Source organism: Herbiconiux sp. SALV-R1, assembly GCF_013113715.1.
Taxonomy (GTDB): domain Bacteria; phylum Actinomycetota; class Actinomycetes; order Actinomycetales; family Microbacteriaceae; genus Herbiconiux.
On record NZ_CP053344.1, the window covers coordinates 1,900,490 to 1,925,805 of the forward strand.

At 72.5% G+C, this 25,316-nt stretch carries 25 protein-coding genes; 8 read left to right on the forward strand and 17 right to left on the reverse strand.

Going from position 1 to position 25,316, the window contains the following annotated elements:
- The first annotated feature begins 49 nt into the window (after positions 1–49).
- On the forward strand, positions 50–250 hold the full coding sequence (locus HL652_RS09165; RefSeq protein ID WP_171705049.1) for a DUF2188 domain-containing protein: 201 nt from the start codon (positions 50–52) through the stop codon (positions 248–250).
- A 62-nt stretch (positions 251–312) separates the two neighbouring features.
- On the opposite strand, the gene HL652_RS09170 is transcribed toward HL652_RS09165, so the two are convergent.
- Together HL652_RS09170 and HL652_RS09175 are read right to left on the reverse strand one after the other, a co-directional pair.
- On the reverse strand, positions 313–1,614 hold the full coding sequence (locus HL652_RS09170) for a C40 family peptidase (protein ID WP_171705050.1): 1,302 nt from the start codon (positions 1,612–1,614) through the stop codon (positions 313–315).
- A 169-nt stretch (positions 1,615–1,783) separates the two neighbouring features.
- Entirely contained in the window at positions 1,784–2,521 is a 738-nt protein-coding gene (locus tag HL652_RS09175) for a gamma-glutamyl-gamma-aminobutyrate hydrolase family protein (protein ID WP_253743743.1), read from the reverse strand.
- A 159-nt stretch (positions 2,522–2,680) separates the two neighbouring features.
- Between HL652_RS09175 and HL652_RS09180 the strand changes: the two genes are divergently transcribed.
- The 5 genes from HL652_RS09180 (at position 2,681) to HL652_RS09200 (ending at position 8,516) form a co-directional block, all read left to right on the forward strand.
- On the forward strand, positions 2,681–4,936 hold the full coding sequence (locus HL652_RS09180) for a TPM domain-containing protein (protein ID WP_171705051.1): 2,256 nt from the start codon (positions 2,681–2,683) through the stop codon (positions 4,934–4,936).
- Between the two features lie 82 nt (positions 4,937–5,018).
- The gene (locus HL652_RS09185; RefSeq protein ID WP_171705052.1) at positions 5,019–5,762 is read left to right on the forward strand and encodes a PspA/IM30 family protein; all 744 of its coding nucleotides are present in this window, start codon (positions 5,019–5,021) and stop codon (positions 5,760–5,762) included.
- 15 nt (positions 5,763–5,777) lie between these two features.
- A complete protein-coding gene (locus HL652_RS09190) occupies positions 5,778–6,617 on the forward strand; it encodes an arginase family protein (RefSeq protein WP_171705053.1) in 840 nt (279 codons plus the stop codon).
- Positions 6,618–6,669: 52 nt separating this feature from the next.
- Positions 6,670–8,118, forward strand: a complete 1,449-nt coding sequence (locus HL652_RS09195) for a dihydrolipoyl dehydrogenase family protein (RefSeq protein ID WP_171705054.1) — start codon at positions 6,670–6,672, stop codon at positions 8,116–8,118.
- Positions 8,119–8,132: 14 nt separating this feature from the next.
- Positions 8,133–8,516, forward strand: a complete 384-nt coding sequence (locus HL652_RS09200; protein ID WP_171707261.1) for a Fe-S oxidoreductase — start codon at positions 8,133–8,135, stop codon at positions 8,514–8,516.
- Between the two features lie 11 nt (positions 8,517–8,527).
- Here the strand turns inward: HL652_RS09200 and HL652_RS09205 are convergent, their stop codons facing one another.
- The 10 genes from HL652_RS09205 to add all read right to left on the reverse strand — a co-directional run bounded on the left by HL652_RS09205 (position 8,528) and on the right by add (position 19,209).
- Positions 8,528–8,914, reverse strand: a complete 387-nt coding sequence (locus HL652_RS09205) for an SIP domain-containing protein (protein ID WP_171705055.1) — start codon at positions 8,912–8,914, stop codon at positions 8,528–8,530.
- Positions 8,915–8,959: 45 nt separating this feature from the next.
- On the reverse strand, positions 8,960–10,090 hold the full coding sequence (locus HL652_RS09210) for an acyl-CoA dehydrogenase family protein (RefSeq protein WP_171705056.1): 1,131 nt from the start codon (positions 10,088–10,090) through the stop codon (positions 8,960–8,962).
- A gap of 75 nt (positions 10,091–10,165) precedes the next feature.
- Positions 10,166–10,906, reverse strand: coding sequence for a GntR family transcriptional regulator (locus tag HL652_RS09215; protein ID WP_171705057.1), 741 nt, complete (start codon positions 10,904–10,906; stop codon positions 10,166–10,168).
- Positions 10,903–11,823: an ABC transporter permease gene (locus HL652_RS09220; protein ID WP_171705058.1), complete on the reverse strand. Its 921-nt coding sequence runs from the start codon at positions 11,821–11,823 to the stop codon at positions 10,903–10,905. The genes HL652_RS09215 and HL652_RS09220 overlap by 4 nt, the downstream gene beginning before the upstream one ends.
- Complete coding sequence (locus tag HL652_RS09225; RefSeq protein ID WP_171705059.1) at positions 11,820–12,995, reverse strand: ABC transporter permease; 1,176 nt, start codon at positions 12,993–12,995, stop codon at positions 11,820–11,822. Before HL652_RS09225 ends, HL652_RS09220 begins: the two co-directional genes overlap by 4 nt.
- On the reverse strand, positions 12,992–14,791 hold the full coding sequence (locus tag HL652_RS09230) for an adenine deaminase C-terminal domain-containing protein (RefSeq protein ID WP_171705060.1): 1,800 nt from the start codon (positions 14,789–14,791) through the stop codon (positions 12,992–12,994). The genes HL652_RS09225 and HL652_RS09230 overlap by 4 nt, the downstream gene beginning before the upstream one ends.
- The gene (locus HL652_RS09235) at positions 14,788–16,329 is read right to left on the reverse strand and encodes an ABC transporter ATP-binding protein (RefSeq protein WP_171705061.1); all 1,542 of its coding nucleotides are present in this window, start codon (positions 16,327–16,329) and stop codon (positions 14,788–14,790) included. Before HL652_RS09235 ends, HL652_RS09230 begins: the two co-directional genes overlap by 4 nt.
- Positions 16,329–17,351: a BMP family lipoprotein gene (locus HL652_RS09240; protein ID WP_171705062.1), complete on the reverse strand. Its 1,023-nt coding sequence runs from the start codon at positions 17,349–17,351 to the stop codon at positions 16,329–16,331. The genes HL652_RS09235 and HL652_RS09240 overlap by 1 nt, the downstream gene beginning before the upstream one ends.
- A 62-nt stretch (positions 17,352–17,413) precedes the next feature.
- Positions 17,414–18,103 (reverse strand): hypothetical protein, encoded by a 690-nt coding sequence (locus HL652_RS09245; RefSeq protein WP_171705063.1) that lies wholly within the window; start codon positions 18,101–18,103, stop codon positions 17,414–17,416.
- Positions 18,100–19,209, reverse strand: a complete 1,110-nt coding sequence (gene add, locus HL652_RS09250; protein ID WP_171705064.1) for an adenosine deaminase — start codon at positions 19,207–19,209, stop codon at positions 18,100–18,102. Before add ends, HL652_RS09245 begins: the two co-directional genes overlap by 4 nt.
- Before the next feature lie 196 nt (positions 19,210–19,405).
- Here add and HL652_RS09255 point away from each other — a divergent pair, with 196 nt between their 5' ends.
- Entirely contained in the window at positions 19,406–19,906 is a 501-nt protein-coding gene (locus tag HL652_RS09255) for a nucleoside deaminase (protein WP_171705065.1), read from the forward strand.
- A gap of 49 nt (positions 19,907–19,955) precedes the next feature.
- Here HL652_RS09255 and HL652_RS09260 read toward each other — a convergent pair whose 3' ends face one another.
- Entirely contained in the window at positions 19,956–21,149 is a 1,194-nt protein-coding gene (locus tag HL652_RS09260; RefSeq protein ID WP_171705066.1) for an amidohydrolase family protein, read from the reverse strand.
- A gap of 75 nt (positions 21,150–21,224) precedes the next feature.
- Here HL652_RS09260 and HL652_RS09265 point away from each other — a divergent pair, with 75 nt between their 5' ends.
- Complete coding sequence (locus HL652_RS09265) at positions 21,225–21,689, forward strand: PPC domain-containing DNA-binding protein (protein WP_171705067.1); 465 nt, start codon at positions 21,225–21,227, stop codon at positions 21,687–21,689.
- Here the strand turns inward: HL652_RS09265 and HL652_RS09270 are convergent, their stop codons facing one another.
- From HL652_RS09270 to HL652_RS09285, 4 genes are read right to left on the reverse strand one after another with little or no spacing between them, the layout of a single operon-like run.
- Complete coding sequence (locus tag HL652_RS09270; RefSeq protein WP_171705068.1) at positions 21,690–22,451, reverse strand: creatininase family protein; 762 nt, start codon at positions 22,449–22,451, stop codon at positions 21,690–21,692.
- A 58-nt stretch (positions 22,452–22,509) separates the two neighbouring features.
- Positions 22,510–23,937, reverse strand: coding sequence for an amidase (locus HL652_RS09275; protein WP_171705069.1), 1,428 nt, complete (start codon positions 23,935–23,937; stop codon positions 22,510–22,512).
- A gap of 53 nt (positions 23,938–23,990) precedes the next feature.
- Positions 23,991–24,581 carry a GNAT family N-acetyltransferase gene (locus tag HL652_RS09280; RefSeq protein ID WP_171705070.1) on the reverse strand — a complete coding sequence of 197 codons (591 nt, stop codon included), beginning with the start codon at positions 24,579–24,581 and terminating at the stop codon, positions 23,991–23,993.
- A gap of 36 nt (positions 24,582–24,617) precedes the next feature.
- Positions 24,618–25,310, reverse strand: a complete 693-nt coding sequence (locus HL652_RS09285) for a uracil-DNA glycosylase (RefSeq protein WP_171705071.1) — start codon at positions 25,308–25,310, stop codon at positions 24,618–24,620.
- Between the last annotated feature and the right edge of the window lie 6 nt (positions 25,311–25,316).

The following is a 25,316-nucleotide window of genomic DNA, read 5'->3' on the forward strand; positions in this document are numbered from 1 at the left end:
ACGGCCCACCCAGCCGTACCCGTGTCATCGTCAGCGAAGGAGCGCGATCGTGACAGCCGTCGAGACGTTCAGGAGCCACAACATGTGGCACAACCGCATGGAGGGTGAGGAGGCGGACCTCTCCACCCACGTCATCCGCACCCAGGCCATCGCCGAGGGCCGCACCTGGGCCATGACCCGCCGGTGCGACCACATCGTGCGCAACGCCGACGGCACCGTCGAGTCGATCACCTCCTACGCCCGCGACTGAGCGCCCGCGACCGCGACCGCGGACGGCCGGACCGCGGTCGGCCGCGCCCCGGACGGCTGAGCTCAGACGAGGCGGACGAAGTAGTAGCTGCCCCAGAGGCCGGTGGCGTGGGTGACGTAGCGGCCCCAGTCGGGCGAGTGGATGACGCCGCCGTGGCCGTCGTAGATGCCGATGTGGGCGCCGGGCCAGACCACGAGGTCGCCGGGCTGGGCGTCTTGCGGTGAGACGCGCACGCCCATGGCGGCCTGACGGCTCACCAGGCGCGGCAGGGAGATGCCGAACTGGCCGTAGACGTACTGGGTGAGTCCGTCGCAGCCGAAGCTGTCGTTGGGGTTCGCGCCCCAGCCGTAGGGCACGACGCCGACGAACTGCTCGGCGTAGTCGACGACGGCCTGGCCGCTGTACGACTGGGCGGGCGGGGAGACCGAGATGCCGCCACCGCCGCCACCGCCTGACGAGCCGCCACCGCCGCCCGACGAGCCGCCGCCACCGCCGGCAGCCTCACGATTGCGCGCCTCCTCCTCGGCGGCAGCAGCGGCCGCGGCGGCCGCAGCCTGCTCCTCGGCGATGCGGCGCTGGCGCTCGGCCTCGACGCCGGCCTGGTACTGGGCCTCGGTGGTGATCGTGTTCTGCTGCAGCGCCGCGAGCTGCACGGTGAGCTCCGCCTGGTGCTTCTCCTGCTCGAGCAGCGCGCCCTGCACCGCCTTCTGCGCCTCGACCGCCGCCTGCAGCGACGCGTCGGCGGCAGCGGCGAGCGAGGCCAGCGCAGCCTGGGCGACATCGGCCTGGTCGCTCAGCGAGGAGGCGGTGTTCGCATCCTGCTTCGCCTTCTCGAACACGCCCTGGCTGGTCTCGCTGAGCTTCGACATGGCACCGAGCTGGTAGAGCAGGTCGTCGCTGCCGTCGCCCGAGACCATGAGCCGCGAGGTGAGGTCGTTGCCGGCGCTGCGGGCGAACTGGCCGGCGAGGGCGGCCGCGCGCTTGTTCGACTCCGCCGAGCGGGTGGCGGCGGCTTCGGCGCCGGCGCGCAGCTCGTCGGCCTTCCTGGTGCCGTCGCTGAGCGCCTGCTGCGCGGCCTGGTCGGCCTGCCAGGCCTGGTCGGCCACGGCTTCCGCAGCGTCGACCTCGGCCTGGAGGCCGCTGATGAGGCCCTGCAGCTCGGAGATCTGAGCCGACTTCGCCTCTTCGTTGCTCTTCGCCGCGATCACGTCGTCCCACGACGGGTAATCGGTGGCGGCGGCGGGCGAGCCCGCCATCAGCGTGGCGACGAGGGCGCCCACCGCCACGAGCACGCCCGACGAGCGCACGGCTCGCTGCCGGCGCGTCTGCACGACGCGAGTGTTCTTGTGGGCGGTGGTGTGCATAGGGATTCCCGACCGATCGGATGCTGCGCCGACAACCCAAGCCCGTCACTTGTGTCTCACTCGTCACAGAAACAACAGCAATCACATTAGCAACACACCGGCGATTCGCCCAGCGCGCGCAGAAAGCAGACGTATAGTTCGCGCCCTGGTCGGGCGTGTCGGGAGAGGGTCAGGCGGCGAGACGGAGCGCGGGCGTCGCCAGACCGGCGAGCAGCGCGCCAAGCTGGCCGCGCGGCGCGCGCGGGTCTTCAGGGTGCCACTGCACTCCCGTGATGGGCGCCGTCTCGTGCTCGACCGCCTCGACGAGACCGTCGGATGCGCGGGCAGCGACCCGGAGGCCAGCACCCAGCCGGTCGATCGCCTGGTGGTGCGCGCTGCGGGTGACCACGCGGTCGCCGAGCGCACGGTGCAGGCGCGTGCCGCGCAGCAGCTCGACGTCGTGGTCGCTCATCACCCGGTGGATCTCCACACCGTCGTTGCGGTGCCCCGAGTGCTCGCCAAGGTCTTGCACCAGCGTGCCGCCGAGGGCGACGTCGATGATCTGGTGCCCGCGGCAGATGCCGAGCAGCGGCGTTCCACGGTCGAGCGCGCGGCCGACCATCAGGATCTGCGCCTCGTCGGCGCGCTCGGCGTGGGCGCCCTCGGCGCGGTAGCCGCGGGCGGCGCCGTAGAACTCGGGGGCGATGTCCTCTCCCCCGAGCAGCACCAGGGCGGCTGCACGCTCGGTGCGGCGGAGCGAGGTGCCGACGGAGACGTCGGCGGCGGCGACCCGCTCGACCCGCCAGCCCGCCTCACGCGCCTCGTGCGCGGTGCGCTCGGCCAGCATCGCCGAGTACGCGTGGTACTCGGGGGCGTGCGGGCGCGCCTCCGTCACGGAGACGATGCTGAGCAGAGGGGCTGACGACACCCCTCCATCCTGACGAGCGGGTCGGCCGCGCGCATCCGTGACGTCACACGGCGCAACACAGCCGCCCGCGCTCCGAGTCCGGGAGACTCCCGGGAGTCATCGGGAGCGCATTCAGATTCCATAGACGCTTTCGAGCGGTCCCTCCTAGACTCAGGAGGGATGAGAGCTCAGCACCGAACTCGCCGTGTCGCGAGCATCCGATCCGTCCTCGCCGCCGTCGCCGGCCTCGCCGCAGCGCTCCTCGTGCCTGTGCTGCTCATCGCGTCTCCCGCCTCCGCCACCGACCCGATCGACCTGGCCGGGCGGTACGTCGTCGACGACGCGGGCGTGCTCGACGCGGCAGCCGAGCAGCAGGTGCAGGACGCGGTCGACGAGCTCGCCACCGAGCAGGGCGTCAATCTCTTCGTCGTCTACACCGACTCGTTCACGAACCCCTCCGACCGCCAGGCCTGGACCGACGAGGTCGCCTCGATCAACCAGTTCGGCCGCAACGACGTGCTGCTCGCGGTGGCCGTCGACGACCGCGTCTACCAGCTCTCGGTCGACTCCTCGTTCGCACTCGACGACGATCAGCTCGCCTCGATCGAGACCGACGACATCGTGCCGCAGCTGCGCGACTCCGACTGGGCGGGTGCGGGAGTGGCGGCGGCCGACGGCATCTCGCGCGAGCTCGGCGGCGACGGGGTCACCGGCGGCTCGGGCCACGCGCCCGAGGGTCTCGGCATCGGCGGGTTCATTTGGGTGATCGCGGGCATCATCATCGTGGCCGGGCTGGCCGTGCTGGTGATCGTGCTGGTGCGCCGCCGCAAGACGCTCGACAAGCGGGCCACTGAGCAGGCCGCGCTCGCCGGCCCCACGCAGAAGGAGCTCGACCAGCGGGTGGGCGCCGTGCTCATCGACCTCGACGACGCCGTGACCTCCAGCGAGGAGGAGCTCGGTTTCGCCGTCGCCCAGTTCGGCCAGGAGGCGACGGCCCAGTTCACCACCGTGCTCGGCGAGGTGAAGGGCTCGCTCTCGCAGGCCTTCGCCCTCAAGCAGAAGCTCGACGACGCCGTCCCCGACACCGACGAGGAACGGCGCGCCTGGTCGGAGCAGATCATCCAGATCTGCGACGCCGCCGCCGACCGCCTCGACGACCAGCTCGAGGCCTTCACCGCACTCCGCGACCTCGAGCGCGACCCGGCTCCCGCACTCACCGCCGCGCGGCAGACCCTCGCCGCGGTGGGCGCCTCCGAAGACGACGCGAGGGCACGGCTCGCCACGCTCGGCGCGAACTACGACCCCGCCGCCCTCGGCACGGTGGCCGACAACGTCGACCAGGCCGACAAGCTGCGCGACTTCGCCGAGGCCGAGCTCGAGACGGCATCACGGCTCATCGAGCAGACGGATGCTGCGGCAGCGGGTGCGGCGGCGGCAACGCCCGCGGCTCCCGCGAGTGCGGCGGCACCCGGGGGTGCAGCATCGGCAGCAGCAGCGCCTGCGGCACCAGCCACCGCACAACTCGGCGGGCGCGCCGAGGCCGCCCTGCGCATCCGCAACGCCCAGCAGGCCCTGGCCCAGGCGGTCACCCTGCTCGACTCGCTCGCCACGCTCGAACGCGACCTCGGCGCCGCCCAGTCGGGCCTCGGCGCGGCGGTCGACGACGCCGCCCTCGACATCGCCGAGGCCGAGAAGCTCGTCGCAGCCCAGCCCGGGGCGAACGCCGAGATCGAGCGCATGGCGGCAGCCCTCCGCATCGAGCTCGAGCGAGCCCGCTCGCTCGGCGCCCGCGACCCCCTGAACGCCCGCAGCACCCTCGTGAAGGCGAACGCGCCGCTCGACACCGCCCTCGCCGCCGTGCGCGACGAGCGCGAGCGGGTGGCGCGGCTGGAGTCGCAGCGCGACCGGGCCATCGCCTCGGCGCAGAGCGAGGTGGCCGCCGCCCAGAGCTACCTGCAGACCCGCCGCGGCGCGGTCGGCACGGATGCGCGCACCCGCCTCTCGGAGGCGCAGCGACACCTGGAGCAGGCGATCGCCCTGGCCGCCACGGATGCCGCGAGGTCGCTCGACGAAGCGACCCAGGCCTCCCGGCTGGCCTCCCTCGCCACGACCTCCGCCCAGCAGGACGTCACCTGGGCGCGGGACAGCAACTGGGGCTCCACCACCTCGGGGTCGTCGCGCGACGACAGCTTCGGCGGTGCCGTGCTCGGCGGCATCCTGGGCGGGCTCTTCGACGACGACGACCGCGGCGGCAGCAGCTGGTCGAGCGGGTGGAGCGGCGGCTGGGGCGGCGGGAGCCGGGGCGGCAGCAGTTGGTCGAGCAGCCGGCGCTCGAGCGGCGGGAGCTTCGGCGGCGGCCGCTCGAGCAGCAGGTCGAGCCGGTCGAGCAGCCGCTCGAGCGGCGGGGGCCGGCGCGGCGGAGGCGGCCGATTCTGACCACGCCCCACTGACCTCCCGGCTCCGGGATGACCATCACACGTCACGAACGATCACGCACGACACGAAGGAGAACCATCACATGTCCACCAAGCAATCGATCTTCGGCCGCATCGCCCAGCTCGCGAAGGCGAACATCAACGCGCTGATCGACCAGGCCGAAGACCCCCAGCTCATGCTCGACCAGCTGGTGCGCGACTACACCTCGAACATCGCCGACGCCGAGAGCGCCATCGCCCAGACCATCGGCAACCTGCGGCTGCTCGAAGACGACCACCGCGAAGACGTCGCGGCCGCCGCCGACTGGGGTCGCAAGGCCCTCGCCGCGAGCACCAAGGCCGACGAGTTCCGCGCCGCCGGCAACACCGTCGACGCCGACAAGTTCGACGCCCTCGCGAAGGTGGCGCTCACGCGTCAGCTGCAGTCGGAGAACGAGGCCAAGAGCGCCGAGCCGTCGATCGCCTCGCAGACCGAGTCGGTCGAGAAGCTCAAGGCGGGTCTGGCCGCCATGAAGGAGAAGCTCAACCAGCTGAAGACCAAGCGCGACAACCTGGTCGCCCGCGCCAAGACCGCCGAGGCGCAGGGCAAGGTGCAGGATGCGCTGAAGAACATCAACGTGCTCGACCCGTCGAGCGACCTCGGCCGTTTCGAGGACAAGATCCGCCGCGAGGAGGCCCGCGTGCGCGGCCAGGAGGAGCTCAACGCCTCCAGCCTCGACGCGCAGTTCGAGAGCCTCGAAGACCTCGGCGAGCTCACCGAGGTCGAGGCTCGGCTCGCCGCGCTCAAGGCCGGATCGCCCGCCAAGGCCGTCACGAGCGGCGAGTAGCGGGGTCGCGCCGCCATGCCCGCGAGCTTCGTCGTGGTGCCGCAGTGGCAGGGCTCGAGCTCGAGTCGCGCCATGCGGTTGATCGACGGCGCCGAGGCGATCCGCGGCGACCTGCCGTCGGCGGCCACGCGCACCGTCGAGATCCCGGCGGGAGCCGGAGAGTCCCTCGAGACGGGGATCCTCCGCTTCTCGTCGATCTCGGCGGTGGCCGAGGCGCTCGACGCCGCCCTCGGCGAGACGGCCCCCGGCACGACGCCGGTCGTCATCGGCGGCGACTGCGGTGTCGAGTTCGCCGCCGTGCGCCACGCGGTGACGAAGGCGGGCGGGCCCGTGGCCCTGGTGTGGTTCGACGCGCATCCCGACATCCACTCGCCGTCGACCTCGCCCTCGGGCGCCTTCCACGGCATGGTCGTGCGGGCCCTGCTCGGCGACGCTCCCGAGGAACTCACCGGCGGGCGACGTGCCGTGGCGGCCGAACACCTCGTGCTCGCGGGCACCCGCGCCTGCGACGACGAGGAGGCCGCCTACCTCGACAGCGCCCCGATCGCCGTCGTCGACGCCGATCGGCTCGCCTCCGCGCCCGAGACGGTCGTCGAGGCGGTCCGTGCCACCGGGGCGCGGGCCGTGTACATCCACGTCGACCTCGACGTGCTCGACCCCGCCGAGATCGGCGGCATCACGCATCCGGAGCCGTTCGGGCTGACCGTCGCCGCCCTCACCGACGCCGTGCGCGCGGTGCGGGCGGAGTTCGAACTGGTCGGTGCGGGCATCACCGAGTTCGCGCCGAGCGCGCCGGACGCCGTCGTCGACGACCTCCCCGCCATCCTCCGCATCGTCTCGGCCCTCGTGCGCTGAACGCGCGCCGACCGTCTCCACCCCTCCCCCGAAAGCAACCCCAGGAGTAGTCATGACCCAGGAATTCGACGTCATCGTGATCGGTGCCGGGGCGGTGGGCGAGAACGTCGCCGACCGTGCGGTGCAGGGCGGACTCTCGGTCGCGCTCGTCGAGGCGGAGCTGGTGGGCGGCGAGTGCTCCTACTGGGCCTGCATGCCGTCGAAGGCGCTGCTGCGGGCCGGCGAGGTGGTGCACGCGGCGAAGACCGTCGACGGAGCAGCCCAGGCCGTGACGGGCGAGATCGACGTCCACGCCGTGCTGAAGCGCCGCAACTCGTTCACCAGCGACTGGAACGACAGCGGCCAGGTCGACTGGGTGCGCGGTGCGGGCATCGACCTGGTGCGCGGGCACGCCGTGTTCACGGGGGTGAAGGAGCTCTCCGTCACGGGCTCCGACGGCTCCGTCTCGAAGCTCACCGCGCGGCACGCCGTGGTGGTCTCCACCGGTTCGACGGCGCTGCTCCCCGACATCCCGGGACTCGCCGACGCCAAGCCCTGGACCAGTCGCGAGGCGACCAGCGCCCAGAGCATCCCCGAGCGCTTCACCGTCATCGGCGGCGGGGTCGTCGCCTGCGAGCTGGCCACCGCGTACGCCACGCTCGGCTCCCGCGTCTCCGTCGTCTCCCGCGGCGCGCTGCTGGCGAACCAGGAGCCCTTCGCCGGCGAGGCCGTCGCCGAGTCGCTCCGCTCCCTCGGGGTGGAGCTGCATCTCGGCGCCTCGCCCGCCTCGGTCGAGCGCCGCCCCGACGGCGTGGTCGTCACCACCCTCGACGACGGCGCCACCCTCGAGGCCGACGAACTGCTCGTGGCCACCGGCCGGCTCCCCCGCACGAGCGACCTCGGGCTGGAGACGATCGGGCTCGAGCCGGGCGAGTGGCTGCGCACCGACGACACCCTGCTCGTGCTCGGGGCCGACGGCAAGCCGCTCGAGGGCGAATGGCTGTACGCCACCGGCGACGTGAACCACCGCGCGCTGCTCACCCACCAGGGCAAGTACCAGGCGCGGGCGGCCGGTGACGTCGTGGCGGCGCGGGCCAAGGGCGAGCCCGTCGACGACGCGCCCTGGGGCCGGCACGTGGCGACCGCCGACCACGACGCGGTTCCGCAGGTCACCTTCACCGACCCGCAGGTCGCTTCGGTGGGTCTCACCGCCGCGGCCGCCGAGAAGGCCGGCCACAGCATCCGTGTCGTCGACTACGAGATCGGCAACGTCGCGGGGGCGAGCGTGCACACCGACGGTTACAAGGGAACCGCCCGCGCGGTGGTCGACGAGGAGCGCAAGGTGCTGCTCGGCGTCACCTTCGTGGGCCCCGACGTGCAGGAGCTGCTGCACTCCGCGACGGTCGCCGTGGTGGGCGAGGTGCCGCTGTCGCGGCTGTGGCACGCGGTGCCCTCCTACCCCACGATCAGCGAGGTCTGGCTGCGGCTGCTCGAGACCTACGGCCGGGACGCCAGCGCGTGAGCGACGACGGCGCGATGGCCCGGGTGCGGGCCGTGCTGTACGCACCGCCCCTCGCCCGGGCGGGGTACCTCTACGCGACCGGGGTCGCCCTCGTCATCGGGAGTGTGTTCGGCACCGGGCGCATCCGCCGTGTCGACGGGCTGTTCGTGTGCACCGGTCTGCCGCGATGGGCCTTCCGCCGCGGCGGCACCTGCGTGGGCGGGGTGTACCTCACCGACGACAACGACGCGCCCGCCGTGCTGCGGCACGAGAAGGTGCACCGGCAGCAGTGGAAGCAGTACGGCATGATGTTCCCGCTGCTCTACGCGCTGGCGGGGCAGGACCCCCTGCAGAACCACTTCGAGGTCGAGGCGGGGCTCGAAGACGGCAACTACGTCACGCGGCGCCGCGCGCAGTAGCGGGCGACGGCTCAGACCCCGGCGAAGTCGTTCGGCACGTCGCGGCCGAACCACAGGCACACCGCGTCGCCGTCGATCTCGGCGTCGCCCGTCGACATCTCGCCCACCCACGCGCGCACGGCGCGGCGCAGAGCCTGGCCGGGGGCGCAGGCGAGGCCCGTGCCCATCTCGCCGGAGCGGAGATCGCGGCGGAGCCAGGTGACCGTCACGCGCTCGGGCGTGGCGATCGGGTCGATCTCGGCGGCCGAGGGCACCTCGACGAACACCTGACCGTGGGCGCGCTCGCCCAGGGTGGCGACGACGGCCCGCACCTCGTCGAGGTTCGACTCGGTGGCGGCGATCAGCACGCGACCGGATGCTCGGGAGACGACGGTGGCGTCGGTAGCGATCTCATACATGTCGAGATCAGTATAGGCATACCTAAGTTAGGCATGCCACACCTCTCAGCCGGCGCCCGGCTCCGACAGCACCCACCCGCCGACGATCTCCTGACTGAACGGCACGGAATAGGCCATCAGCGCCCCCGCCTGGGCGTCGCGGAAGATGCGCTGGATGGGCGAGCGCGCGAGGTAGGCACTCCCTCCGCCCACCTTCAGGGCGAGGGCCGCGGCCTTCTTCGCCACCTCGTTGGCGAGCATCTTGGCCTCGGTCGCCGCGGCCATGGCCTGGGGGTCGCGGCGGTCGGCGAGCCAGGCCGTCTGCTCGGCGAGCAGCCGCGCGGCGCGCAGCTCGGCCCACACCATCGCGGTCTCCGACTTGACCCAGGAGGCGTCGGCGAGCCGCTCCGCCGCGGGCCCCTTCGCCACCGACGCCGATGCCGTCAGCGCGTCGATCGCCGACTCGGCGATGCCGATCGACAGCGAGGCGAAGCCGACGGTGATGAGGTTCGCGTAGTCGGCCGGCGGCATTCCGCAGCGCCTCGAAGCCGGCAGCAGCGTTCGGTCGAACACGATCGTGCGGCTGCGGGTCGCCCGCATGCCGATGGTCTGGTCGAAGTCGGGCAGCGAGAAGGTCTCGTCGCGATCGACGCCGAAGAAGCCTGGCGCACCGTCGACACGGGCGTTGAGGAAGACGTGGTCGGCGATCTCCGCCCCCGACACGAAGAGCTTGCGGCCGGTGAGGGTCCAGCCGCCGTCGGCGGGCTCGAGGTCCTGCTGCGAAGCGAGGAAGAAGTTGCCTCCGGCGGGCTCCGAGAGCGCGTTCGAGAAGCGTGCGCCCGAGCGCAGCCGCTCGGCGAAGTACGCCGCCGTCGACGGCGTCGAGAGCGTCACCAGGGCGTGGGCCGCGCCCAGGTGCATGAGCCACACGGCCGCGGCGGCGGGATGCGCGGCGGCGAAGAGGCGCACCACCTGCGCCAGCGCGGCGTACGACAGCGCTTCGCCACCGAACTCGGTGGGCAGGAACGCCGCGTCGAGGCCGCTCGCCGAGATCGCGCGGAGGCGCTCGGCGGGCAGCTCTCCCGAGACGTCGTCGGCCTCGACCTGCAGGCGGAGGTCGGCGGCGAGCGCTGTGGCGGTCTCGATCCACGGCAGTTCGTGGTGCGGAACCTGCACCGGGGAGGGGCGGGTGAGCATCGAGGGGTCCTTTCGGGGGCGGGACGGGAGCGGGACGGGCGGGGCTGGCGGGGCTGACGGGCGCTCCGCCCGGGGTCAGAACTGGTAGCGCGCGGTCGAGAACACCTGCGGCGGCCGCACGGTGCGCATCATCGAGTACGAGACGGTCTTGGGGTCGTGCAGCTCACGAGCGTGGAACAGCCGACGGCCGCTCAGCCCGATGCCCACGATGTCGAGCGTGAGCACCGGCGTGCCCACGGGCTGCTCGAACAGCGCAGCATCCTGCTCGCCGAGCACCTCGGCCGAGGGGGTCGCGACCTCCCAGGCGACGGCCTCGCCCCACACCCGGGTGGCCGCCGTGTAGATCGAGTCGCCCAGGTCGACCTCGTCGCGCGGGAACGGCAGCGGCATGATGCTGAACGCCAGCATCGCCACGGCGCCGTCGGCGCGCCAGCGCTTCACGATGCGGGCGGAGGGCCGGCCGGGCTCCACCATGAGCAGCCCGGCGCTCTCCTGCGGCATCGGGACGTCGGAGATCTCGAGCACGTCGACACTGCTGACGTAGCCGAGCTGGCGCAGCAGCACGCTGTACTCCAGCTGGTCTTCGAAGCGCACGCTCATGCGGGTGGCCACGGGGTCGACCTCGGTCGCCGCGCCCTGGCGCCGCAGCACCACGCCCTGCTGCTCGAGCGAGGCGAGCACGTCGCGCACCTGCCGTCGGGTGCACCCGACCCGCTCGGCGAGCTCGACCTCCCCCGGCAGGGTGGAGCCGGATGCCGCGGCATCGCGCACGAAACGCAGCACCCCGGCGAGCACGCGCTGGTCTTCGTCGGTCATGATGGGCTCACCTTCGTGCTGCGGTACAGCCTCCGCAGCTGCCGGCGTGACGTGATGACGAGCACCACGAGGGTCACCAGATACGGTATCGACTGGTACACCTCGCTCGGGAGCGTCAGCGCCGTCGACTGCGACAGCAGGGCGAAGCTCTGCAGGAAGGCGAACAGCAGGGCGCCGAGCGCGATGCCGACCGGGCGGCTGCGCCCCATGATCACGATGGCCAGGGCGATGTAGCCGCGGCCCGCGGTGATGTCGGGGGTGAACGACCCGATGGTGCCGATCGTGATGACGGCACCGCCGAGACCGGCGAGCGCTCCCCCGATGAGGAGTGCCGACGCGCCGGTGCGCTCCACCCGCACCCCGCGGAGGGCGGCCGACGCCGGGTCGGTGCCGACCGCCCGCACCGCGAGACCGAAGCGGGTGAACCGCATCACGGCCCACGCGACGACGAGCAGCAGCGCGGCGAGGTAGACGAGCGGGCTCTGGGCGAAGAGCACGGGCCCGATCACCGGGATGTCGGCCAGCGGCCCGAGACCCGTGCGGGGAACGGTGGCCACGGTGACGTTCGTCTGGCCGCTCGGCACCCAGAGCTGGAACAGGTAGGTGCTGAGCCCGAGGCCGAGCATCGTCACGCCGAGGCCCACGACGATCTCGTTGGCGTGCAGGCGGTAGATCACGAGGTTCATCGCTACCGCCATCAGAAGGCCCACCGCGACACCGGCGACGAGCCCGAGGAGCGGTCCGCCGAGGCTCGCGCCCCACACGCCGGCGAGGGCGCCCATGATCATCATCCCCTCGATGCCGAGGTTGATGCGGCCGGCCCGCTCCACGAATCCCTCGCCGATGCCGGCGAAGACGAGCGGAGCGGCGAGCGCCAGGGTGCCGGCCAGGATGGCGACCCAGAGTTCGACGGTCACGGGCGGCCTCCCTCGTGCTCGGCTTCCACCAGGGTTCCGACGGTGGCCTCGCGGGCCCCTGCCGCATCCGGTGGCTCTGCGGCCGGCACGGCCGGCTCGTCGGCGGCCTCTCGCCCGCCCGCAGGCTGCACGACCGCGGCCGGCTTGCGCTGGTACGCGGCGATGCAGGCGACGCCGACGAGCAGCACGCCCTTGATCACCTCGGCGATGGAGGCGGGCACCGTTCCGGTGGCCGACTGCATGCCCACCGCACCGGCGGTGAGCGCCGAGAAGAACAGCGCGGCGACGACGATGCCGACAGGCGCCAGCCCGCCGAGCAGCGCGACGGCGATGCCCGAGAACCCGACCCCTCCCGAGACCGAGCTGAGGAGCCGGTCGTTCACGCCCGCGACCTGGATCCAGCCCACGGCCCCGGCTCCGATGCCCGAGATCGCCATGGTCGAGTAGACGGTGCGGGCGCGGGTGGCGCCGAGACGGAGGGCGAGCTTCGGCCGGCTCGCGAACACGGTGAGGCGCGTGCTCGCGGCGGAGCGGTTCCAGAGCACGAGCACGACGGCGATCACGACGACGAGGAGGATGCCCCAGTGGGCCCGCGTGCCGGGGATGAGCGCAGGGAGCGACGCCGCTTCGGGGAGCTTCGCGCTCTGCGGCGTCGCGGTCTCCTCGGGTGTGGCGAGCCAGGTGCGCAACGTCCAGCCGAGGAACCCCGCGGCGAGGTAGTTGAGCAGCAGGGTGCTGAGGATCTCGTTCACCCGCCAGCGCACCGCGAGGAAGGCGGGCAGCAGAGCCGTCGCCGCTCCCCCGGCGGCCCCGGCGAGAAGCCCGACGGGCCAGAGCACGAGGCTCGGGGCGGCGCCGCCGAAGAGGCGGTCGACGGCGAAGACGGCGCCCGTCGCCGCGATCGCCCCGACGACGATCTGGCCTTCCGCGCCCACCGAGAACACCCCCGCCCGCAGGGCCGGGATGAGGGTGAGGGCGACGATGCCGATCGGCACGGCACCGACGAGCACCTCCCCCACCCGGTACGGGGAGCTCGACACCCCCTCGGCGAGACCCCGCAGGCCGACCAGCGGGTCGGCGCCGGCCACGAGGATGAGCGCACCGGCCACCAGCAGCACCGCGGCCACCACGGAGGCGGTGAGCAGCCAGCGCCGTCGGTCGAGCGTTCTCACGACGCCTCCTCCTCGTGCGCGCAGCGGTCGACGCGGCCGGGCAGCAGCACGTCGACGAACGACTGCGAGGTGGTCTCGATCAGCCCGAGTTCGGTGATGCCGAGATCGGGCACCACGTACAGGCCGACGAACGAGAGGATGATGTAGGGCGAGGGGATGGTGCAGCCGAGGGCGTGCGTCGCCTCGTGCCCCGCCCGCAGCGCTTCCGCCGTCTCCTCGAAGGGCGCGGCGCTCATCATGCCGCCGACCGGCAGCGGCACCCGCCCGACGACCTCGCCGTCGGCGACGGTGACGAAGCCGCCCTGCATCGCTCGCAGCTCCTCCACCGCGTGCAGCATCGCCGCGTCGTCGACGCCCACGACGGCGATGTTCATGTTCGGGCAGTTCATGGTGATGGCGATGGCGCCCCGGGTGAGACCGAAGCCCTTGACGAAGCCGAGTCCGGTGAGGGCCTCCCCGTGATGGCGGTCGACGACCGCGATCTTCAGCACGTCGTTCGCGGTGTCGGTCTGCACGAGACCGTCGACCACCTCGAGCTCGGCCTCGAAGGCGCGCTTGAAGTAGCCCTTGTACATCTCCATCGCTCGCACCCGCGCCGTGTCGCCGGAAGCGGGCAGCGCGAACATCTGCGGATCGAGGGTGTCGGGAAGCCGCACCGTGTCGGTCATCCAGCCGGGGAGCACATCCGTGTTGGCGAACAGGGCCACGCCGTCGCGAGCCACGACCCGGCCCTCCACCACGACGACCGACGGCCTGACCTCGGCGAGGTCGGGGATGAGCTGCAGGTCGGCGAGGCGCGACGGGGCGAGCACCCCGAGCACCTGGTCGAGCCGGTAGTACGCGGCCGGCTGGGTCGTGGCCATGCGGTAGGCCAGCTGCGGGTCGACGCCGAAGCGGATGGCCTGCCGCACGTGGTGGTCGATGTGCCCCTCGGTGTGCAGGTCGAGCACGTGCTTGTCGTCGGCGCAGAAGCAGAGGCTGCGGAGGGCGGGGGCGACGCGGTCGAGGTCGGAGAAGATCGGCACGGTGTTGTCGGTGAGGGAGGCCCCCATCACGGTGATCATCGCGCCCAGGCGCACCCGTTCGAGCACCTCGTCGATGGTCGAGGAGTTGTGGTCGTCACCCACCCCCGCGGCGAGGTAGCCCCAGAGCGACTCCTCGGTCTGGGCGGCGGTGTGGCCCGTGATGCGTCGGCCGGCGACCAGCGCCTCCCGGAACCTCCCGGTCGACTCCTCGCCGTAGTCGAACGGGTTGCCCTCACCGAGGTTCGTCGTCACCTGGTCCCAGAGGCGGCCGCGCACCTCGGCCTCGGGGATGACGGCGCCACCTCGCTCGAGCTGCGGCGAGCCGGGGGTCTTCGGCGACACCTGCTGGAAGATGTGCAGCGGCGTCGAGGTGTGCAGCAGCGCATCCATGCCCCTGGTGCCCCACACGTTCGCGGCGCCGTTCGGGTCGGTCAGCACCGTTCCGGTGCCCCGGGCCACGCTCAGCCGGCCGAGCTCGCCCGGCGTGAGGTTCGTGTACTCGATGTGCAGATGGGCGTCGATGAAGGTGGGCACCACGTGGCATCCGGATGCGTCGATCTCCTCGCCCGCGGCGGGCACGTGCCCCCACGGCGTGAGTGCGGCGATGTGCCGCCCCGCCACGAGGACGTCGCGCTCCAGCCACTCCTCCGTTCCCGGGGACTGCACCAGGCCGCCGCGGATGACGAGGTCGGGTCGCTCCGCACCGGACGCGACGGCACGGAGCCTGCCGAGTTCGGCCGCGGTCGGGTAGAGGTCGGTCTTGTCGGTCATGGGAGCTCCTTCTCGGCGCCGGGGGTGTCGCCCGTGAGGCCGGCCATGGCGCGGCCGATGCGATCGGTGGTGGCCTCGGCGGCGCTGAGGTCGGCGACCACCCGCCCGCCGAACATCACGACGACGCGATCGGCCACCCCGAGCACCTCCTCGAGGTCGTGCGAGGCGACCACCACGGCGGCGCCCGCGGCGGCCAGGTCGACCAGCCGCCCCCGGATGGCCTGCGCCGCCCTCAGGTCGAGGCCCTGCGTGGGGCCGTAAGCCAGCACGGCGCGGGGCGCGGTGGGTGCTCCGAGCTCGCGGGCGGCGAGCAGCTTCTGCTGGTTGCCGCCGGAGAGGCCGGCTGCCGGGAGGTCGGGGCGGGCGGGACGCACGTCGAACGCTCCGAGCGCCGCCTCGACCTCGGTGCGGGTGCGCTCGGTGCGGGTGCGCTCGGTCGCGACGGTGCCGCGGGCCGAGGAGTACAGGTCGAGGTTCTCGCGCAGCGAGAGCCCGGGCACTAGCGCCTCGGCGCGCTCCTCGGGAATCCAGGCCAGCCCGGCGTTCAGCAGCTGCACCGCGGATGCGCCCGGTGCGCATCCGTCGAGGGTCACCGTGCCGAGTTCCGGCGTCACGAAGCCGCCGAGCACGTCGAGCAGGAGGTTCTGCCCGCTGCCCGCCACCCCCGCGATGCCGACGATCTCGCCGGCCCGCACCTCGAGGTCGACGCCGTCGAGGCGGGCGTCACGGGTCGACCCGACGACGAGTCCGCGCGCCGACAGCACGACGTCTCCGGGGGTGCGCGTCACGCGGGCCGAAGGCGGCGGCAGCTCGCCGACCATCAACCGGGCGATCCCGGCCGAGTCGAGCCCGGCCGCCGAGCCGTGGTGCACGGCCTCGCCGTGCGAGAGCACGGTCAGGTCGTCGGCGACCTGACGCACCTCGTCGAGGCGGTGGGTGATGAGCAGCACGGCCGTGCCGAGATCGCAGAGCGACCGCAGGTGCTCGAACAGTCCGCCCACCTCGAGCGGGCCGAGGCTCGCCGTGGGTTCGTCGAGGATGAGGGTGTGGGCGCCCTCGGCCAGCGCCACGACGATCTCGCCGAGCTGGCGGTGGGCCTGGGTGAGCGACGAGGCGGGCGTGTCGAGGTCGACCTCCACCCGGGCGCGGTCGAGCGTCTCGCGGAGCAGCGCCTTGGCCGACCGGCGATCGGCGAGACGCCGCGGCCCGACCAGGAGGTAGTTCTCGACCAGGCTCAGCTCGCCGACGAGGCTGAGCTGCTGCGGCACCATGTTGATCCCGCGGCGCTTCGCCTCGCTCCGGTCGCGCGGCGCGAAGGCCTGGCCCCCGAGCGTCATGGTGCCGGAGGTGGTCCGTTCGATGCCGGCGAGCACCTTGGCGAGCGTCGACTTGCCGGCGCCGTTCTCGCCCACGAGGGCATGCACGGCACCCGGCCGCACGACGATCGAGACGTCGCGGAGCGCCGCCACCGGGCCGAAGCTCTTGGAGATGGACCGCGCCTCGACGACGCGGTCCACCTCCTCGGGAGAGACGACCATCAGCCGATCGTGACGGATCCGTCGCCGATGCCCGCGATGAGCTCGTCGAGCTTGGTCGCGACGTCGTCGGAGACCTTCCCGTCGACCGTGTTGACGGGCTGGTAGACGATGCCGCCGTTCTGCACGGTGGAGGTCACGCCCTTGCCGCCGAAGTCGCCCGCGGCGACCTCCTCGACCCAGGCCTTCACGATCGGGTACATGTCGAGGTCGACCGTCGAGACGTTGGTGGCCAGCGCCGCTTCACCCGCCGCCGAGGAGACCCCGACGCTCAGCACGCCGGCGTCGGCCGCCGCCGAGCCCACGCCCGTCGCGATGCCGTCGCCCGTGGTGTAGACGAGCTGGGCGCCCTGGCCCACGAGGCCCGTGGTGGCCGCGGCTGCCGCCTGCGCGTCGTCGAAGCTGCCCGCGTAGACCACCGGGAGCAGGGTGGCCGAGGGGTTGGCCGCCGTCACGCCCTGCTGGAAGAAGGCGTCGGTGGCCTTGACGAAGTCGAGCTCGAGGCTCTCCACGCGCCCGATCGGCGTCGCGCCGGTGAGACCGGCGATGTAGCCGGAGAGGTAGCCGACCTGGGGGGTGTCGTAGGTCCAGGTCTCGACGTTGTCGGTGTACTTCTCCAGGATGTCGGGCCCGCCCGAGGCGGTGAACTTCACGTCGGGGAACTGCTCGGCCACCGAGAAGACCGCGTCGCCCAGCTCGATGCCGTGCCCGATGATGAGGTCGTAGCCCTGGCTGGCGAAGTCGGCGATCACCGGCTCGCTCTCGGCGGGGTCGGACATCTGGTCGCGCAGCTCGTAGTCGATGAGCCCTTCGTCTTCGAGCTTCTGCAGCGCGTCGGCGAGTGCCTGGTTGAAGGCACCGTCGTTCGTGTTGCCGGGGGTGAGTGCGCCCACCTTGATGACCTCGGCGGCCGAGGTGGCGGTTCCGGTCGAGGTGCCGGCGCTGCTCGAGCTGCACCCGGCGAGGCCGAGGGCGGCGACTGTGGTGAGAACGGCTCCGGTGAGGAGTGCTCCGCTTCTTCTCATGGTGTTCCTTTCGGGAGGTGGGGCAGGGAGGTGTTCGGGTGTGATCCGGGGTGATGCGGTGGTCAGTCCGGCCGATCGACGAGCCCGTCCGCGAGGGTCGGGCCGACGAAGGCCGAGCTGGGGGTCGACCAGTGCCCGAGCAGGGCGCCGGTCGCGATCGAGAAGCACGGATCGAGCCCCTCGACGACGGGAGGTGAGTCGGGGTAGAGCATCCGGTCGGTGACGCACACCACGGCGTGACCGTGCAGGGTGCGTGCCGTGCCGACGGCATCGGGGCCGAGCACGCCGCGCTGCAGGGCGCCGAGGAGGGCGGCCTGGGCCAGGAAGCCGCGGAGGCCCGGGTCGTCGGCGCACTCCGCTGCGGTCTTCGTGCATCCGTCGACCCAGCGGATGCGCCCGTCGGCTTCGAGCTGGACCGAACCGTGCTGCACGCCGAGCGCGCTCTGGCCCTGGGACTCCACGTCGATGGTGAGCGTGAACCGGTCACCGTTCCGTAGCGAGGTGATGTGCTCGACGTAGAGCGGCTCCGACTTCGTGCCGGTCACCTCGTACCCGTCGGGCCAGGCCGCGACGATCGGCGCGAGCGCGATGGTGTCGCCGTCGGGTGCGGGTGCGGGCACCGAGGGGTGCGCGGTGACGGGAGCCGAGCCCGCGCTGTCCGCAGCCCCGAACAGGGCCGAGACGAGCATCGCCACGGCCGCGACGCCGCCGAGGGCGAGCAGCCCCGCGCGAGGGAGGGTGAGATCGATCACCGCACCGTCTCCGGTTCGGCCGAGCGGGCGAGCTCGGCGAGGAGGTCGCGCTTGAGGTCGTCGTCGGCGAACGACGCCCGGATCGACTCGGCGGCGAAGCCCGCGAGCTCGCCGAGGCCGTAGCCGAACACCGACGCGGTGACGGCCCAGTCCTCGTCGAGGGTGCAGCCGAGGGGCGCGGGGTCGTCGGTGTTGATCGTCACCCGCACACCGGCGTCGACGAGGCGGGGCAGCGGATGCGAGGCCCAGTCGGGGTAGACACCGAGCGTGATGTTCGACCGGGGGCACACGTCGAGCGGGATGCCCTCGTCGGCCAGGCGGCGCACGAGCACCTCGTCCTCGATGGAGCGCACCCCGTGGTCGATCCGTTCGGCGTGCAGGTGGTCGAGCGCATCCCACACCCCTTCCGGCCCGCTCGACTCGCCCGCGTGCACGGTGCGGTGCAGTCCCCCGGCCTCGGCGAGCCGGAACGCCCCGCGGAACTTCTCGCCGGTGCGGCCGCTCGCCTTCTCGTCGCCGTCGACGCTCAGCGCCACCACCCGGGCGGGCCGCCGGTCGAGGAGTGCGGAGACGGCCTGCTCGGCCTCGGCCGCCGTCTGGGTGCGCAGCAGCGAGTAGGCGATGCCGGTGGCGCACAGGCCGTCTTGCTCGGCCTCCGCGAAGCCCGCGGAGAGCGCCTCCATGAGCGCGACCTCGCGGCCCCGCCAGGCGCTCCAGTGGGTGGGGTTCACGATCACGTCGGAGTAGCGGATTCCGGAGGCGGTCTGCCGGGCGGCGAAGGAGTAGGCGATGCGGGCCGCCTGCTGCGGCGTGCGCACGAGGCCGCACTGCCAGTCGAGGAAGCGCAGGAAACCGGTGAGTCCGGCGCCGCCCACCCCGCGACCGGTGCCGCCGGTGGTGACGGCGGGCATCGCGAAGGAGTCGTGGGTGCTCACGTCGAAGATCGTGGCGGGCGGCCCGGGCAGGGTGGCGCCGTTCTCCTTCGCCAGCGTGAGCAGGTCGACGAGTGCGAAGGTGCCCTCGAGGTGCACGTGCACCTCGGCCTTCGGGAGCAGCCGGATGTCCTGTTCGTCGACTCGGGGCTCGGTGGGCACGTGCGCGGGCATGGCGACCTTTCACAGGGGATGAGCGCACGCGACCGCGGCGCGACAGCAGGCTAACCCGAGCCGTCTACTTGTGAACAAGTTGAGCGCAAGTTGTCTCAGGACGGTAACCGCGCCGTAACACTCCGTCGCATTCGCGGTGTTCCATGGCATCGTGGAGACAGTTTCCGCACGGCTTGTGCACAGGTGAGAGGACACGATGAGCGATCAGACCACGACAGAGCTCGGGAGCACCGACGCGCACTTCCTGCGGGAGAGCATCCGGGTGGCGGAGCAGTCACGAGCCGACGGCAGGCATCCGTTCGGCGCCGTCGTCGTCGATGCGACGGGCGCCATCGTGGCCTCCTACGGCAACAACTCCCTTCCGCCGGAGGGCGACCCCACCCAGCACGCGGAGCTGCGCGCGGTGGCGGCCGCCTTCCGCAGCGTGGGGACGGACGGCATGGTCGGCAGCACCCTGTACACGAGCGCAGAACCCTGCGCGATGTGCTCGGGGGCCGTCTACTGGACCGGGATCGATCGGGTGGTGTACGCCCTGTCGGAGCAGCGTCTGCTCGAACTCACCGGCGACCACCCCGAGAACCCGACCTTCTCCCTCCCCTGCCGCGAGGTGTTCGCCCGCGGCCAACGCACCATCGCCGTCTCGGGCCCCCACCTGGAAGACGAGGCAGCCGAAGCGCACCTCGACTTCTGGAGCTGACCGGGAACGCCCCCGTGCGCTCGCTGAGCGCCACCGGGGCGGGCGGCTCTCAGTCGGGTAGGCGACCGGAGAGCACCTTCCCCCGGCTCACCACGGCGACGATGCGTTCCGGGGTCAGCTCGGCGAGATCGAGCCAGGGTCGCCCGCGCACCACGACGAAGTCGGCTGCGAAGCCCTCGTCGAGGCGACCGAGGCGGTTGCCGAGCCCGAGACCGTCGGCGGCGTCGGAGGTGCCGGCGACCAGCGTGCGCTCGTCCGACCAGCCGAAGACCGCCTTCATCGCCCTGAGCTCGTCGAGCTGCCCGCCGTGCTGCACAAAGCGACCGTTGGCATCGGTGCCGAGCACGAAGCGCACCCCGGCCTGCGCCGCCTCGCGGAACGCGGGGTCACGTCCCGCGATGGCCTCCCGGGCCTTCGCACGAGCGTCGGGCCCCACACTGTGCGCGCCCTGCGCCACGAGATCGTTGATGAGCAGTGTCGGCGCGACCGGGATGCGCCGGGCGACGAGGGCCTCGACCTGCCGGGAGACGACACCGGTGGCGTGCTCGAGGGAGTCGGCGCCCTCCTCCATCGCGATGTCGATCCCCTCCGCGGTGTGCGCGTGCGCCGCCACCAGCATCCCCAGGGCGTGGGCCTCGTCGACCGTCGCGGCGATCTCCGCCCGCGTCTGGTTGCGCCAGCCGACCCGATCGCCCATCGAGAGGATGCCACCGCTGGTGTAGATCTTGATCCCGGTCGCGCCTTCCCTGGCCCACTGGCGCACCAGGCGACGGCATTCGTCGGGCGAGTCGGCGACCGGCGGTCGCTCGCGGAACCGGGGAGGTGTGAACAGGTCGCCGTGGCCGGCGGTCATGCCGACCGGGCCACTGGCGAGGAGCCGGGGCCCGTCGACGACGCCCTGCTCGAACGCGCGGGCTACCGAGATCTGCACCGGCGAGGCGGCGAGATCGCGCATCGTCGTCACACCGAACGAGGCGAAGCGGAGGGCGTGGGCGACGACGTGCACCGCCTTCTCGGCGTCGGGGGTGACGAGCGGCCAGGCATCGCCGGCGCCCGCGCCGTCGAGAACGCTCGTGTCAAGATGCACGTGCGTGTCGATGAGCCCGGGGATGACGGCGAGGCCCTGGTGGCGATCGTCGGCGGGCACCACCTCCTCGATGCGGTCACCCGACCAGCCGAGACGCACGGCCCCGCGTTCCGCCGAGCCGTCCCACAGCGTGATCCCGTCGAGAATGCGAGTCATGACGCTCCTGTCCGCGTGTCGTCAGACGACTACGCTATCGGTCGGCGGCCCACACCCCCGTCCGGAAGGATGCCCATGTTCGCGGCGACTGCTGAGACCGGCCGCACGGTGATCGCCGTGCTCGAACCGGGCGACAGCGTGCTCGAGGCCCTCGCGGCGGCCTGCTCACGGTTCGCCATCGAAGGCGCCGTCATCCCCGTGTTCCTCGGCGCCTTCACCGAGCTCGCGTTCATCGGCGCCGAGGAGCCTCCGCTCGACGAGGACGAGCCGATGACGTCGGTCTCGATCGTGCGCAACTGCGAGGGCCTCGGCTCCGGCACGGTGACCGCGGGCCCGGACGGGCCGCAGGTGCACCTGCACGCCTCCGTGGGAGCGAAAGGCGACCGGGCGCGGGCGACGGCGGGCCACGTGCTGCGCGGCACGGTGCAGTACCCCACCGAGGTCGTGATCATCGAGATCCTGTCCCCCGCGCTCTCGCGCCGGGCGAACGACCGGGCGCGAGGCATCGCCACGCTCCACATCGAGGGCACGGCCGACTGATCAGACCGACGGGTCGTGCCTCCGGTCTCCCGACGCCCAGCCGCGGTGGGAGTCGATCTGCTCGATCGAACGGGCGACCACGAACGAGATGATGGTCTCGCCCTTCTCCGCGGTCGAGGCGCGCGGGTCACCGAACACGCCGCTCGGCGAGAGGGTGTCGAAGGGGATGGGCCGCGTGCCGAAGTCGGCCGGCAGCTGGGGATAGGCTGCCTCGTAGCGCTCGGGCCTCACCAGGCTCGGCTCGATCGCGAGCACCATGGAGGTCTCGAGCTCGTCGGCGTGGCAGAGACCGGGAGCCGCCCAGGGCGACTCCTTCACCGCGTCGCCCACCTCCACGAGCCCCGGGTAGTCGAGCACCAGCACGTCGCCGGCCCCGCCAAGGGCAGCGGCTGCGGCGTGCACCGGCGCGCGATTGCCGTAATCGCCGTTCACCACGACGAGGGTGGTGACGCCGAACGACCAGACGGCTTCGACGATGTCGGTGCAGAGGGCGGCGACGGTGGAGGGCTTCAGCGACACCGTTCCGGGAAACGCCGCGTTGTCCCAGGTGCTGCCGTAGCAGACCGGCGGCAGGAGCAGGGCCGAGTAGTGCTCGGCGAGCCGCTCGGCGATCGCCGTGCACTGAAGGGTGTCGGTCGAGAGCGGGAGGTGCGGCCCGTGCTGTTCGAGCGCGCCGAAAGGGAGGAACGCGAGGGTGCCGCCCGCGTCGACATGGTCGCGCACGTCGGTCCAGCTCGCCTCGCCCAGTCTCAGCAGCGTCATGCCCTCACGATAGCGCCAGGATAGAGCGGGCCGGGATCGAGCAGCCCCAGCGCCCCCCTCACCACTGCGGCGGGTGCATCCGGTCGCCGTGCAGGCGGCGTTCAAGTTGCCGTGCAAGGGCGAGCAGGGTCGCCTCTCCCCCGGGTCGGCCGATGAGCTGGGCGCCCATCGGGAGGCCCTCCGCCGTCTGCAGCACGGGGAGGGTGATGGCCGGCAGCCCGCTCACGTTCACGAAGGAGGTGAACGGGGTGAACAGCACCTGCTGCTCGAAGTTGTGCTCCCCGTCGTCGGGGTCGTACCAGCCGAGGGGGCGCGGAGGCAGCGCGAGCGCGGGCGTGAGCACGGCGTCGAAGCGCCCGAGCTGGGCGAGGAGCGAATGCTCGTACAGCGACAGCGTGCGCAGCGCCCAGGCGAGCTCGGAGGCAGGCAGTGCTCGCCCGCGGTGCAGGAGCCACCGGGTGAGGGGCTCGAGCAGGTGCTCGTTCGACTCGTCGGCCGGCAGCTGCGAGGCACCGGCCTGCCAGATGACGCGGAACGCGCGACCGTAGTCGGGAGCCGGCTCGAGCGCGAGGCCCTCGACGCCGTGGCCGAGCGCGTCGAGGGTGTCGCGGGCGAGGTCGAGGGCGGCCTGCGCCTCGGGGGCGACGACGACGTCGTAGTCGGCTGCCCACGGGGTGTCGGTGGTGACGCCGATCTGGAACCGGCCCTCGCCGCGGATGGCGGCGCCGAGGAAGAGCCCGTCGTCGTACTCCGGCGGCCTCAGCGTGTGGGTGAAGGCGATGCGGTCGCCCCGGCGCTCGATGAGCCCGTCGAGCAGGAACGCCGCGTCGGTGACCGTGCGGGCGAGCGGCCCGGCCACGGGCAGCCCGGCGAGGGCGTCGAGCCCGGAGCCGGCGGGCACCAGCCCGCGCGACGGCTTCAGCCCCACCAGCCCGCAGGCGGCGGCCGGGATGCGCACCGAACCGCCGCCGTCGGACCCGGGAGCGAAAGGCAGCAGCCCCGCAGCCACGGCGACCGCCGCGCCTCCGCTCGACCCTCCGGGGCTAAGCGTGGTGTCGTACGGGTTGCGCGCGGGCGGGGCGACGAGCGTCTCGGTGTGGCTCGGCAGCCCGAACTCCGGCGTCGCGGTCTTGCCGAGGCTCACGGCGCCTGCCGCATCGACACGGAGCGGCAGCGCGTCGCTCTCGTCGGGCACGTAGTCGGCGAACAGCCGCGAGCCGAAGGTGGTGCGCACGCCCGCACGGCGCCACAGGTCTTTGTCGGCGAGCGGCAGCCCCCACAGCGGCGCGGTGCGGTCGTCGGAGGCGTCGAGCATGCGCGCCCGCTCCCGGGCGGCGTCGGGTGTGACGGTGGTGAAGGCCCCGAGCGACGGGTCGAGGCGCTCGATGCGGTCGAGGTAGTGGTCGACGACCTCGAGCACCGACAGCTCGCGGTTCTGCAGCAGGCGGTACTGCTCGAGGGCGGTCAGCTCGTGGATCTGCACCATCGTTCGAGCCTAGCGCCGCCGATCGAGCCGGCGCTGTAAGACCGTCGCGCCGCCTACTTGAGCGACTTCTGCAGCAGCACCGTGCCGAGCCAGTGCCCGAACTTGAAGCCCACCCGGCCGAGCCGCCCGGCCTCCTTGAACCCGAAGCTCTCGTGCAGCTTGATGGAGGCCTCGGCACCCTGGTCGGCGATCACCGCGAGCATCTCCTTGATGCCCGCCTGCTTCGCCCGCGCGATGAGCTCGCCGAGCAGCGCCCGCCCGAGCCCCTTGCCGGTCGCGGCCGGGCCGAGGTAGATCGAGTTCTCCACGGTGCGGCGGTACGCCGCCTTCTGCTTCCAGGCCGAGACGTAGGCGAAGCCGAGTAGGGTACCGGTCGGCGACACGGCGACGAGGAAGGGGTAGTTCAGCTTCCTGGTCCAGGCGAACTTGTGCCGCCACTCCTTGAGCGTCATGGCGTCTTCGTCGAAGGTCACCACCGTGTTGGCGACGTAGTGATTGTAGATCTCGCGGATGTAGGGAAGATCGGTCTCGACGGCATCGCGGATGGAGTACTCGAACGGCACCTCGAGCGGCGGCTTCTCGGTGCTGGCGGGGCGCAGCCGCCGCGGCAGCTCGCGGCGCGGCTGGTACTCCTCTTCCAACATGCTGCAAGCCTACCCAGCCCGCGCATCCGTCGGCGGCTACCGCACGCGCCAGTCGACCTCCGCGGCTCCCTGGGCGGCGAGCAGGGCGTTCGCGCGGCTGAACGGCTTCGACCCGAAGAAGCCCCGGCTCGCCGACAGGGGGCTCGGATGCGCCGACGACACGTGAGGCACCTCACTGAGCATCGGCACCAGCCCCGCGGCGTCGCGCCCCCACAGAATCGCCACGAGCGGCGTCTCCCTGGCGACGAGCACGCGGATAGCGTGCTCGGTCACCTCCTCCCAGCCCTTGCCCCGGTGCGAGGCCGGCGTGCCGGGTCGCACGGTGAGCACGCGGTTGAGCAGCATCACGCCGTTCTCGCTCCAGGACGAGAGGTCGCCGTGCTCGGCGGGCGGGATGCCGAGGTCGTCGTTCAGCTCCCGGTAGATGTTCGACAGGCTCCGCGGCAGCGGCCGCACGTGGCGCTCGACGGCGAACGACAATCCGATCGGATGCCCCGGGGTCGGATAGGGGTCTTGCCCGACGATGAGCACCCGCACGTCGGCCAGCGGCGCACGGAAGGCCCTCAGCACGTCGGGGCCTGCGGGGAGATAGCCCCGCCCCGCCCCGTTCTCGGCGCGGAGGAAGTCGCCGAGCGCGGCGATGCGCGGCGCGACGGGCTCGAGGGCCTCGGCCCAGCCGGGGTCGATCGACCCGGCGGCGGCGAGTTCGGGGAGAGAGAGTGCGGGCACGGAGTC